This window comes from Mesorhizobium sp. M0615, assembly GCF_040320805.1.
Taxonomy (GTDB): domain Bacteria; phylum Pseudomonadota; class Alphaproteobacteria; order Rhizobiales; family Rhizobiaceae; genus Mesorhizobium.
In genome coordinates this window covers 324,201-336,058 of record NZ_JAMYQI010000002.1, presented here as the reverse complement: position 1 = coordinate 336,058, position 11,858 = coordinate 324,201, and the positions used below count along the sequence as shown (strand labels likewise).

At 62.7% G+C, this 11,858-nt stretch carries 14 protein-coding genes; 12 read left to right on the top strand and 2 right to left on the bottom strand.

Annotated elements, in window-relative coordinates:
• Positions 1-225 precede the first annotated feature (225 nt).
• The 3 genes from dapA to NKI46_RS04430 all read left to right on the top strand — a co-directional run bounded on the left by dapA (position 226) and on the right by NKI46_RS04430 (position 2,402).
• Positions 226-1,107, top strand: a complete 882-nt coding sequence (gene dapA, locus NKI46_RS04440) for a 4-hydroxy-tetrahydrodipicolinate synthase (RefSeq protein ID WP_023732000.1) — start codon at positions 226-228, stop codon at positions 1,105-1,107.
• 25 nt (positions 1,108-1,132) lie between these two features.
• Positions 1,133-1,612, top strand: a complete 480-nt coding sequence (gene smpB / locus NKI46_RS04435) for an SsrA-binding protein SmpB (RefSeq protein WP_023687280.1) — start codon at positions 1,133-1,135, stop codon at positions 1,610-1,612.
• Between the two features lie 70 nt (positions 1,613-1,682).
• Positions 1,683-2,402, top strand: a complete 720-nt coding sequence (locus NKI46_RS04430) for a glycoside hydrolase family 25 protein (protein ID WP_352744920.1) — start codon at positions 1,683-1,685, stop codon at positions 2,400-2,402.
• A gap of 267 nt (positions 2,403-2,669) precedes the next feature.
• On the opposite strand, the gene NKI46_RS04425 is transcribed toward NKI46_RS04430, so the two are convergent.
• Both NKI46_RS04425 and NKI46_RS04420 read right to left on the bottom strand, forming a co-directional pair.
• Entirely contained in the window at positions 2,670-3,329 is a 660-nt protein-coding gene (locus tag NKI46_RS04425; RefSeq protein ID WP_352744917.1) for a uracil-DNA glycosylase, read from the bottom strand.
• Positions 3,326-3,907, bottom strand: a complete 582-nt coding sequence (locus NKI46_RS04420) for a LabA-like NYN domain-containing protein (protein WP_023670234.1) — start codon at positions 3,905-3,907, stop codon at positions 3,326-3,328. The genes NKI46_RS04425 and NKI46_RS04420 overlap by 4 nt, the downstream gene beginning before the upstream one ends.
• Before the next feature lie 332 nt (positions 3,908-4,239).
• Between NKI46_RS04420 and rpoZ the strand changes: the two genes are divergently transcribed.
• The 9 genes from rpoZ (at position 4,240) to era (ending at position 11,835) form a co-directional block, all read left to right on the top strand.
• Positions 4,240-4,641, top strand: coding sequence for a DNA-directed RNA polymerase subunit omega (gene rpoZ / locus NKI46_RS04415; RefSeq protein ID WP_023670235.1), 402 nt, complete (start codon positions 4,240-4,242; stop codon positions 4,639-4,641).
• A gap of 127 nt (positions 4,642-4,768) precedes the next feature.
• Entirely contained in the window at positions 4,769-7,000 is a 2,232-nt protein-coding gene (locus tag NKI46_RS04410) for a RelA/SpoT family protein (protein ID WP_023670236.1), read from the top strand.
• A gap of 101 nt (positions 7,001-7,101) precedes the next feature.
• Positions 7,102-7,680: an orotate phosphoribosyltransferase gene (gene pyrE, locus NKI46_RS04405; protein ID WP_023670237.1), complete on the top strand. Its 579-nt coding sequence runs from the start codon at positions 7,102-7,104 to the stop codon at positions 7,678-7,680.
• A gap of 11 nt (positions 7,681-7,691) precedes the next feature.
• Positions 7,692-8,072 carry a VOC family protein gene (locus tag NKI46_RS04400; RefSeq protein WP_023702681.1) on the top strand — a complete coding sequence of 127 codons (381 nt, stop codon included), beginning with the start codon at positions 7,692-7,694 and terminating at the stop codon, positions 8,070-8,072.
• A gap of 289 nt (positions 8,073-8,361) precedes the next feature.
• A complete protein-coding gene (locus NKI46_RS04395) occupies positions 8,362-8,946 on the top strand; it encodes a DUF2062 domain-containing protein (RefSeq protein WP_023709783.1) in 585 nt (194 codons plus the stop codon).
• Entirely contained in the window at positions 8,943-9,356 is a 414-nt protein-coding gene (acpS, locus tag NKI46_RS04390) for a holo-ACP synthase (protein WP_023738565.1), read from the top strand. The genes NKI46_RS04395 and acpS overlap by 4 nt, the downstream gene beginning before the upstream one ends.
• 90 nt (positions 9,357-9,446) lie before the next feature.
• Positions 9,447-10,196: a signal peptidase I gene (gene lepB / locus NKI46_RS04385; RefSeq protein WP_023670241.1), complete on the top strand. Its 750-nt coding sequence runs from the start codon at positions 9,447-9,449 to the stop codon at positions 10,194-10,196.
• A complete protein-coding gene (gene rnc / locus NKI46_RS04380) occupies positions 10,196-10,912 on the top strand; it encodes a ribonuclease III (RefSeq protein ID WP_023738566.1) in 717 nt (238 codons plus the stop codon). The genes lepB and rnc overlap by 1 nt, the downstream gene beginning before the upstream one ends.
• A complete protein-coding gene (era, locus tag NKI46_RS04375) occupies positions 10,909-11,835 on the top strand; it encodes a GTPase Era (protein WP_023670243.1) in 927 nt (308 codons plus the stop codon). The genes rnc and era overlap by 4 nt, the downstream gene beginning before the upstream one ends.
• Positions 11,836-11,858 lie beyond the last annotated feature (23 nt).

Below are 11,858 nucleotides of genomic sequence, written 5' to 3'. Positions count from 1 at the left end.
AGAGCCTAGACTTAGGTCGTGAAGAGCCCGTAAACAAAGCGTTATCGAGGCCGTTCGAATTGCGCTTGCTGGCACCATCGGCATGCTTGCCGCGCAACAGTGTCGAGACTATGGTGCGCGGCTTCGCTTTCGGCTAGAAGGCGCCCAATGCAGTGGCCCAAAAGGGGAAACCGGTTTTGGGACGACGACACGCATAAACAAACAAGTCCCAAGGAGTTGGACGACATGCTGAGAGGCTCGCTTACTGCGCTCGTGACACCGTTCGAAAAGAGCGGGCGTTTCGACGAGAAAGCCTTTCGCGCCTTCGTCGAATGGCAACTTGGCGAGGGCACGACGGGCCTCGTCCCGGTCGGCACCACCGGCGAGTCGCCGACGCTGTCGCATGACGAGCATCGCCATGTCGTCAAGGTCTGCATCGAGGTGGCCAAGGGGCGCGCTCCGGTCGTCGCCGGCGCCGGCTCCAACAACACCGCGGAAGCGGTCGGTCTGGTGCAATATGCCGAGCAGGCGGGCGCCGACGCCGCTCTGGTGGTCACGCCTTACTACAACAAGCCAACACAGCGCGGCTTGTACGAGCATTTCGCCGCTGTCGCCAGGGCGACCAAGCTGCCGATCATCATCTACAACATCCCGCCGCGCTCGGTGATCGACATGATGCCGGAGACGATGGGCAGGCTGGCGCACGACTTCCAGAACATCGTCGGCGTCAAGGATGCCACCGGCAAGGTCGAGCGCGTGTCCGAACAGCGCGCCACCTGCGGCAAGGATTTCATCCAGCTTTCAGGGGAGGATGCCTCGGCGCTCGGCTTCAACGCCCATGGCGGCGTCGGCTGCATCTCGGTGACGTCGAATGTCGCGCCGCGGCTGTGCGCCGAGTTCCAGGAGGCCACACTGTCCGGCGACAGCGCCAAGGCGCTGGAATTGCAGGACCGTCTGTTGCCGCTGCACAAGGCGATCTTCCTTGAGCCCGGCCTGTGCGGCGTCAAATACGCGCTGTCGAAGATTGGCAAGGTCGAGAACGTGGTGCGCTCGCCGCTGGTGACCATCGAGGCGTCGACCGCCGAGAAGATCGATGCGGCGATGAAGCACGCCGGCTTGATAAACTAGGGATGAGGCGCCACCTCTCCACATCATGAACCAGGTCAGAAAAGCCGATCCAAACAACAAAACCGTTGCGGAAAACCGCAAGGCGCGGTTTTCCTATGAGGTGCTCGACACGGTCGAGGCCGGCCTGGTGCTGACCGGCACCGAGGTCAAGTCGCTGCGCCAGGGCCAGGCCAACATCCAGGACAGCTACGCCTCGGTCGAGGGTGGCGAGATCTGGCTGATCAATTCCTATCTGCCGGAATACCTGCAGGCCAACCGCTTCAACCACGAGCCCAGGCGGCGTCGCAAGCTGCTGCTCAACAAGCGCGAGATGGCAAAACTGGCGCAGAGCATCGACCGCGAAGGCATGACGCTGGTGCCGCTGAAAATCTACTTCAACGACCAGGGCCGTGCCAAGCTGCTGCTCGCCGTCGGCCGCGGCAAGAAACTGCACGACAAGCGCGAGAGCGAAAAGCAGCGCGACTGGTCGCGCGAAAAGGGCCGGCTCATGAAGGAACGCGGCTAGAACCTCGGGCAGTCCCAGAAAAGCCAGACGTCGGCTTTCAGGTTTCGAACAGCTGCAGCAGCAAAACACGATGGGGGAAGGCTTGAAGAACCGGATCATCCTCTGGGGTGCGGCCAGTCTGGTCTTTGCGGGTCTTGTCGGGGCAGGCGGCTTCTTCTATTTCCGGGCCTTCTCGCCGGATCGTGACAGCTATCCGGTCAGGGGTATCGACGTTTCCCATCATCAGGGTGAGATCGACTGGCGGCGCGTTGCCGCCGACGATGTCGCCTTCGCGGTCATCAAGGCGACCGAGGGCGGCGACCATGTCGACGATGCCTTCGCCAAGAATCTGCGCGAGGCGCGCGCGGCGGGCCTCGCCGTCGGCGCCTATCACTTCTTCACCTTCTGCCGGCCGGGCGCCGACCAGGCGAAAAATTTCATCGCGGTGGTGCCGCACGACCAGCCGCTGCTGCCACCGGTCGTCGACATCGAATTCGGCGGCAACTGCCCGCAACGCCCGTCGCCGGAGCAGCTGAGCGCGGAACTCCAGGCCTTCCTCGGACCGGTTGAAGCTGCGTTCGGCAAGCCGGCGATCATCTACCTGACCGACGAGGCCGAGGACGCCTATGCCGGGAAAATCGACGTTCGCCCGCTCTGGCGTCGCTCGTTGCTCCTGGAGCCAGGTCGCAACGACTGGATCTACTGGCAGTACCACAATATGGGCCGCGTCGACGGCATCACCGGCGATGTCGATCTGAATGTGCTGAAGGGCGGGCAGGAGAAGCTGGCTGAGTTGTTTGCCGCGCCTTGACCTGGCGTGCTCGACCGGCGCGAGATTGGAACCAAACATCGCGGCGCTGATCGGCCCTACCCAGCGTTCCGGCCAGTCTGCGCGCTAACGAAGGTCGGTTTCAGACCGAGCGCTTCCAGGACTTTCATGATTGTCGCAATTCCGGGTTCCCGTCGCCGCTCAAGGCTTTGGAGAGCGCCTGTCTCGTCATGCCCGCCTTTCGGCAAGCTTCGTCATCCGCGCCCGGGCAAGCCAAGGGCAAGATCGTGCTGGATGGTTTGAAGGACGCTACTTCCGCAGGAAGGCGGCGATGTCGCTGAATACCTTGACGAACATCGCTTCGGTCAGCACCCCAGTGTTGGTGTTGTAGCGCGAGCAGTGATAGCTGGAAAACAGCGTGACGCCGCCGGCCGGCAACTGACCGCCGTGCTTGAACGGATAGGCAGCGAGGCGCTGACCGAGCGCCCTGACGGTCGACTGGTGGGCGATCGAGCCCAGCGCCAGCACGGCGCGCAATCTGGGAAAGCGCGCGATCGTCGGCACCAGAAAGCTGCGGCAAGTGGCGATCTCGGCGCCGACCGGCTTGTTCTCCGGCGGCACGCAGCGCACCGCATTGGTGATCGCGGTGCCGATCAGTTCGAGCCCGTCATCCGGCCGCGCCTTGAACTCGCCGCGGGCAAGACCGTGAGCGATCATCGTTGAGTAGAGCAGGTCGCCGGCATAGTCGCCGGTGAACGGTCGGCCGGTGCGGTTGGCGCCGCGCAGGCCGGGCGCCAGCCCGACGATCAGCAGTTCGACGGCGTCCTCGCCATCAGGCGGCAGGAAGGTCGGCACCGGCGCGTTGAACCACGACGGCTCGCGCTGCCGCCAGTCTGCGATGAAATCATGCAGGCGCGGGCAGAGCGGGCAGTCGCGGTCGGGTTCGGCGACCAAGGCCGCCGCCGTCAATAGTCTTCCTCTTCGACCTCGGCCGGCTCGGGCCTGCGCACCGGTCGCTCGGAGGGATCGCGGCCGACCTCGTTCTTCAGCGAGGTCAAATCGATGAAATGGTCGGCCTGGCGGCGCAGATCGTCCGAGATCATCGGTGGTTGCGAGGCCATGGTGGAGACGATCGAGACCTTGCGGCCGCGCCGCTGCAGCGCTTCGACCAGTGTGCGGAAATCGCCGTCGCCGGAGAAGATGACATAGTGGTCGACGACATCGGCAAGTTCGAGCGCATCGACGGTCAGTTCGATGTCCATATTGCCCTTGATCTTGCGGCGGCCGGTCGAGTCGGTGAACTCCTTGGCCGGCTTGGTCACCACCTTGAAGCCATTATAGTCGAGCCAGTCGATCAGGGGACGGATCGAAGAGTATTCCTGATCCTCGACCAGAGCGGTGTAGTAATAGGCCCGCAGCAAATAGCCGCGCTTCTGGAAGCTGGACAGCAGTTTGCGGTAGTCTATGTCGAAGCCGAGTGCGCGCGAGGTGGCGTAGAGATTGGCGCCGTCTATGAAAAGAGCGATTTTTTCACGGGGGTCGAACATGGCAATATTCCTTTTTCGAAATAGGTGGCGGACTAATCGAAATGGGTCGTTTATATCGCTCGGCTCGTAAATAAACCGGCTGACCTTTCGTCAACCGAGATAGCGCCAGTTTTACGGCAATCCAAGGGTGCCGGGGCGCACTGCAAGCAATTGTGATCGGAGCCGTGTCGTCGCCCGGTAGGCGGGCTTCGCCGGCAAGGCATTCAGCGGCGCCAGAAGCTGGCATTCGCCAGCCCATGGGGCCACAGAGCCATAATGCTTGTATTTTGGCGGCGTTCGGGTTATGGACCGCGCCTGTTTTCCATCAAATCCAGGCATGAAAGGGGCAATCAATGGCCCGCGTAACCGTTGAAGACTGCATCGACAAGGTCGACAACCGCTTCGAGCTCGTGCTGCTTGCCGGCCATCGCGCCCGCCAGATCAGCCAGGGCGCGCCGATCACCGTGCCGCGCGACAACGACAAGAACCCGGTCGTGGCGCTGCGCGAGATCGCCGACGAGACGCTGTCGCCCGACGACCTCAAGGAAGATCTGATCCACTCGCTGCAGAAGCATGTCGAGGTTGACGAGCCCGAGGCCGACGGCGAGGCGATCGCCGACCAGACCGGCAACGCAGTTGCAGCTACCGACGCCGACGACGCGGAAGAAAACGTCACCTTCGATCGCATGACCGAGGAAGACCTTTTGGCCGGCATCGAGGGCCTGGTTCCCCCGGAAAAGAGCGACGACTACTAATCGCTGCCCTGGACCTGCCGGGAATATGGTTCCGGCACTTCCGTCCCGTGTGTTTGGTGGCTATCTATGAGATGCGCCGTACATCAGTGCGGCGCATCAATCATTTCAGCACCGTGAGAACCCGCCCATGATGCGTCAGTATGAGCTTGTCGAGCGCGTTGCGCGCTACAAGCCTGACGTCAATGAGGCGTTGCTCAACAAGGCCTATGTCTACGCCATGCAGAAGCATGGCCACCAGAAGCGCGCTTCCGGCGATCCCTATTTCTCGCATCCGCTCGAAGTCGCCGCCATCCTCACCGAAATGCACATGGATGAGGCGACGATCGCTGTCGCCTTGCTGCACGACACGATCGAGGACACCACCGCGACGAGGGCCGAGATTGACGATCTGTTCGGCCCCGAAATGGGCAAGCTGGTCGAAGGCCTGACCAAGCTGAAGAAGCTCGATCTCGTCTCCAAGAAGGCCGAGCAGGCGGAAAACCTGCGCAAGCTGTTGCTGGCCATCTCGGAGGATGTCCGCGTTCTGCTGGTCAAGCTCGCCGACCGGCTGCACAACATGCGCACCCTCGACCACATGCCCGAGGCCAAGCGCCTGCGCATCGCCGAGGAGACGATGGACATCTACGCGCCGCTGGCCGGGCGCATGGGCATGCAAGGCATGCGTGAGGAGCTGGAAGAGATCGCCTTCCGCTTCATCAATCCGGAAGCCTACCGCGCCGTCACCGCGCGGCTTGCCGAGATATTCGAGCGCAACAAGGGTGTGCTGACCGACATCGAAAAGGCGCTGTCGGCGCTGTTCGAGAAGCATGCCATCAATGCCGGGGTGAAGAGCCGGCAGAAGAAGCCGTGGTCGGTGTTCCGCAAGATGGAGGCCAAGGCGCTGTCCTTCGAGCAGCTCTCGGACATCTTCGGCTTCCGCGTCGTCGTCGACAGCGTCGAAGACTGTTACCGCGCGCTCGGCGCCATCCACACCACATGGTCGATGGTGCCTGGCCGCTTCAAGGACTACATTTCTACGCCCAAGCAGAACGACTACCGTTCGATCCACACCACCATTGTCGGCCCGTCGCGCCAGCGCGTCGAACTGCAGATCCGCACCCGCGAGATGAACAAGATCGCCGAATATGGCGTCGCCGCCCATTCGATCTACAAGGACACCGGCGGCAAGACGAACGGCGCCGCCCATGCGATCTCGAAGGAGACCAACGCCTATGCCTGGCTGCGGCGCACCATCGAGCAACTGGCAGAAGGCGACAACCCGGAAGACTTCCTCGAAAATACCAAGCTGGAGCTGTTCCAGGACCAGGTATTCTGCTTCACGCCGAAAGGCATGCTGATTGCGCTGCCGCGCGGCGCCACGCCCATCGACTTCGCCTATGCCGTGCACACCGATGTCGGCGACACCTGCGTCGGTGCCAAGGTCAACGGCCGCATCATGCCGCTAATGACGGAACTGAAGAACGGCGACGAGGTCGAGATCATCCGCTCCAAGGCGCAAGTGCCGCCGGCGGCGTGGGAGTCGGTGGTGGTCACCGGCAAGGCGCGTTCAGCCATCCGCCGCGCCACCAAGAACGCCATTCGCAAGCAATATTCAGGTCTTGGTGCCCGCATTCTCGAGCGCGCCTTCGAACGCGCCGGCAAGACCTTCACCAAGGAAAGCCTGAAGCCGGTGCTGCACCGGCTGGCGCGCAAGGACATCGAGGATGTGCTGGCCTCGGTCGGGCGCGGCGAACTTGCCTCGACCGACGTCATGAAGGCCGTCTTCCCAGACTACAAGGACGAGCGCGTCACCGTCAGCGCCCCCAAGCAGCGCGAGGAGGGCTGGTCGAAGATCCGCAACGCCGCCGGCATGCTGTTCCAGATGCCCGGCACACGAGCCGCGCGCAAGGACAAGGACCAGCCGCGCGATGGCGCGGTGCCGATCCGCGGCGTGCGCGGCGACCTGCCGGTGCGTTTCGCGCCGGAAGGGGCCGTGCCTGGCGACCGCATCGTCGGCATTGTCCAGCCGGGCACCGGCATCACCATCTATCCCATCCAGTCGCCGGCGCTGCAGGCCTTCGACGACCAGCCGGAGCGCTGGATCGACGTGCGCTGGGACATTGACGAGCAGACCAAGGAGCGCTTTCCGGCGCGCGTCTCGGTCACCGCCATCAACGCGCCGGGCTCGCTCGCCGACATCGCCCAGGTCGTTGCCTCCAACGACGCCAACATTCATACGCTGTCGATGGTGCGCACCGCGCCCGACTTCACCGAAATGCTGATCGATCTCGAAGTCTGGGATCTGAAGCACCTCAACCGGCTGCTGTCGCAGCTCAAGGATAATTCGAGCGTCAGCGATGCGCGGCGTGTGAATGGGTGAATAGTGAATAGTGAATAGTGAATAGTGAATAGTGAATAGTGAAAGAAGGCGTTCTCACTACCATTCACCATTCACCATTCACCATGGACATGGGGCGAGTTATGAATACCGACGAAGTTCTGGGCATTTTCCGCGAGGCAGGCGCTGTTCTGGAGGGACATTTCATCCTGACGTCGGGTCTGCGCAGCCCGGTCTTCCTGCAGAAGGCGCGCGTCTTCATGCATGCCGACAAGACCGAGCGGCTTTGCAAGGCGCTGGCCGAAAAGATCCGCAAGGCGGTGCCGGGCAAGGTCGACTACGTCGTCGGCCCGGCGATCGGCGGCCTGATCCCGGCCTATGAGACGTCGCGCCATCTCGGTGTGCCAGCAATCTGGGTGGAGCGCGAAGGCGGCGAGTTCAGGCTGCGCCGCTTTGAGATCGCGCCGGGATCGCGCGTCGTCATCGTCGAGGACATCGTCACCACTGGTCTTTCGATCCGCGAAACCATCGACTGCCTGCGCGCGATTGGCGCCGAGGTCGTGGCGGCGGCCTGCATCATCGACCGCTCGGCCGGCAAGACCAATGTCGGCGTGCCGCTGATCGCGCTTGCCGAATATGAGGTGCCGGCCTATCCCGCCGACCGCCTGCCGCCGGAACTTGCCGCCATCCCGGCGATCAAGCCGGGTAGCCGCAACATTTAGGGGACATCACCATGATCGCCGGCATCGATCATTTCGTGCTGACGGTCCGCTCGGTGGAGGACAGCTGCGCCTTCTACCAGCGGGTGCTTGGCCTCAAGCGCCTCGACGAGCCGAACCGGCCGACGGGGTTGCTGTTCGGATCGCAGAAGATCAATCTGCATCAGGCAACGCACACTTTCGAACCGAAAGCCAAGACGCCGATGCCTGGGTCCGGCGATTTCTGCCTGATCGCCGCAAGGCCGCTTGCCGAGATTTGCGCCAGTCTGGAAGCCAACGGCGTTGCCATCGAAGTCGGCCCGGTCGAGCGCACCGGCGCCCGCGGTAAGATGATGTCGGTCTATTTCCGCGATCCGGACAGCAATTTGGTCGAAGTCAGCGAATATCGGGAATAGTCTATCCGCCTCGGCGTCGTCTTCGCGCGGACATTGCCGTCGTCAGGGAGCTTTCATCGATATTGTCCTCAGTTTCGCCCCAATGGCGCTCTTGTTACCCGCCTGCGGCAGACCATCGTTACCCGCCTGCGGCAGACCATCGCGGCGGCGTTTCATTGTTCCGCCGCAAGGCAGTCGCTATATCAAAGTCGTTGTTGCCTTTCTGCGCCCTCGAAGCGCAAGATGGAGCGACCGCGCCCGGCCAGGGATGGTTGCAATTTGGGCGTGACGAACCGGGAACTGGAACAGAGTGCTTTTTCGACGCCGAAAGCCTGATGGCATTCTGGAGCGGGTGCGTACCTATCTGTGGCCGCGCCGCTCGTTTTCGCGCTCGTTGCAATATTTCTCCAAGCGCATCCTGCGGCTGAAGGCGACACCGCATGCGGTCGCGGCCGGCGTCGCGGCCGGCGTTTTCGCCTCCTTCTTTCCGCTCGGCTTCCATTTCGCCGTCGCCGCCGTGCTCTGCTGGGTGGTCGCCGGCAATCTGGTGGCCGCCGCCCTCGGCGCGGTATTCTTCGGCAATCCGCTGACTTTCCCGCTGCTGTGGGGAGCGTCCTGGGAAGTCGGCAAGCTGATCCTGCATGAACGCCTGCCCAAGAACGGACCGCCTGCGCATCTTGGTGAGATGATGCACACGCTGTCGTTTGCAAAACTGTGGCATCCGGTGCTCGAGCCGATGCTGATCGGCGCTGTGCCGCTCGGCCTGATCTTCGGGCTGATCTTCTACGGTATCACCCGCTGGGGGATGACAGCCTTTCGCGAGCAGCGCAGGAAGCGCATGGCAGAGCGGGCGCATAAGGCCGAGCACCGCGGACGGGAAGTTCCGGCGGAATGATCATCGGCATCGGCAGCGACCTGATCGACATCAGACGCATCGAAAAGTCGCTGGAACGGCATGGTCAGCGCTTCATCCAGCGCATCTACACCGAGGTCGAACAGGTCCGCTCGGAAGGCCGCAAGGGCCGCGCAGCCTCCTATGCCAAGCGCTTCGCCGCCAAGGAGGCCTGCGCCAAGGCGCTTGGCACCGGCCTGGCGCAGGGCGTGTTCTGGCGCGACATGGGGGTCGCCAACCTGCCCAGCGGCGCGCCGACCATGGCGCTGACCGGGGGAGCGGCGGCACGGCTGGCCAAAATCCTGCCACACGGGCACAGAGCGGCGATCCACCTCACAATCACCGATGATTTCCCGCTTGCTCAAGCCTTTGTGATCATCGAGGCGTTGCCCGCCGAACAAGCGCCACATTGATTGCATCAGACGACCGCTATCTAACGCCGACTTGACGTTGCCCAGCGCGCGCCGAGACTCTATACCATCCAACGCACAATCGAGGACGACATGAGCGTGGCTGAAAAATCCGAGAAGAAATCCGGCGGGCTTGGCGAAATCGTCAGCGTCATCATCCAGGCTTTGCTGCTGGCCATGGTCATCCGCACCTTGTTGTTCCAGCCCTTCTCGATTCCGTCCGGCTCTATGCGGCCGACCTTGCTCGAAGGCGACTATCTGTTCGTCACCAAATGGTCCTATGGTTTCTCGCGTTATTCGCTGCCATTCGGCCCCGACATCTTTTCCGGCCGCATCTGGGGTTCCGATCCGAAGCGCGGCGACGTGGTGGTCTTCAAGTTCCCGCCGGATCCGTCGCTCGACTACATCAAGCGCGTCGTCGGCCTGCCCGGCGACAAGATCCAGATGAAGGACGGCCAATTGTTCATCAACGGCCAGGGCGTGCCTCGTGTGAAAACCGGCCAGATCCAAAATCCTGATATCACGGAAGTGCCTGAGCCGGTCGACGTCTATCGCGAGACCCTGCCCAACGGTGTCAGCTACGACACGCTCGACCTGACACCGAATTCGATCACCGACAACACCCGCGAGTTCGTCGTGCCCCCCGGCAACTATTTCATGATGGGCGACAACCGCGACAATTCCTCCGACAGCCGCCTCAGCGTCGGCTACGTGCCGGCGGAGAACCTTGTCGGCCGCGCCAACATCGTCTTCTTCTCGATCGCCGGGAAGGCGAGCCCCCTCGAGATCTGGAAATGGCCGTCGCTCGTGCGCCTGTCGCGCCTGTTCCATTTCGTGAATTGATGGCTTTGAAGCGCCCGACGGGTGAAACTCTGGCCGATTTGGTGACAGCCAAAACCGGCCATTCCTTCCGGGACGTCCGTTTGCTCGAGACCGCGCTGACCCATTCCAGTGCGGTCAAGGCGAGCAGCAACAACCAGCGCCTCGAATTCCTTGGCGACCGCGTGCTCGGCCTGATCGTTGCCGACCTGCTTTTCGAAAAGTTTCCTGAGGCGCCGGAAGGTGAAATCGCCCCGCGCTTCAATGCCCTGGTCGATGCGCGGACATGCTCCGAGATCGGCATTGAAATGCAGCTCGAAGATCTGGTTCGGGCCGACGCTGCCTTGAAGGCGCGCTCGCGCGGCTCGGGCGGAAATTATCTGGCGGATGCGGTCGAAGCGCTGATCGCGGCGGTCTATATCGATGGCGGCCTCGATGCGGCAAGGCAATTCGTCCTGCGCTACTGGGAGCCGCGCTCGCAAAAGGTGGTGGCCAAGCCGCCCAATCCGAAATCCGACCTGCAGGAATGGATCGCCAAGACCAGCGATGTCAGGCCCGAATACGCGATCGAGAAACGCGAGGGACCTGAACATCAACCGGTTTTCACGGTGTCCGTGAAGGTCGGCGGTTTTGCGCCGGCAAGCGGCACGGGCGGCTCTCGCCGCGCAGCCGAAGAAGCGGCGGCATCGACGTTTCTTATGCGCGAGGGCATCTGGGCCAACCAAGGGAGTGCGGCGTGACCGGCAGCGAAGATCTCCCTCCGGCAGCGGAGGCCACGCATTCCGGTTTCGTTGCCCTGATCGGGGCGCCCAATGCCGGCAAGTCGACGCTGGTCAACCAATTGGTCGGCGCCAAGGTGTCGATCGTCACTCACAAGGTGCAGACCACCCGCGCCATCGTGCGCGGCATCGCCACGCATGACAACGCGCAGATCGTCTTTGTCGACACGCCCGGCATCTTCAAGCCGAAGCGCCGGCTCGACACCGCGATGGTGACCACCGCCTGGGGTGGCGCCAAGGACGCCGATATCGTGCTGCTGCTGATCGATGCCGAGCGCGGCATCAGGGGCGACGCCGACGCCATCCTCGAGCGGCTGAAGGACGTCCGCCAGCCGATGGTGCTGATCCTCAACAAGGTCGACCGGGTCAAGCACGAGGCGCTGCTGGCCCTGGCCGCGGCAGCAAACGAAAAGGTGCCGTTCAAGCGCACCTTCATGGTCTCGGCGCTGACCGGCTCCGGCTGCAAGGATTTGCTCGACTATCTCGCGCAAGCGCTGCCGGTCGGCCCCTGGTACTATCCGGAAGACCAGATCTCGGACCTGCCGATGCGCCAGCTGGCGGCCGAGATCACCCGCGAGAAACTGTATCTGCGGCTGCATCAGGAGTTGCCCTATTCCTCGCATATCGAGACCGAGAAATGGGAAGAGAAACCGGATGGCTCGGTACGCATCGACCAGACCATCTATGTCGAGCGCGACAGCCAGAAGAAGATCGTGCTCGGCCACAAGGGCGAGACGATCCGTGCCATCGGCCAGTCGGCGCGCATGGAAATAGCCGGCATTCTCGAGCAGAAAGTGCACCTGTTCTTGTTTGTCAAAGTGCGTGAAAACTGGGGCGACGACCCCGAGCGCTACCGCGAGATGGGGCTTGAGTTTCCCCATTGAGCTTCATCGTCTAGAAATGCCGC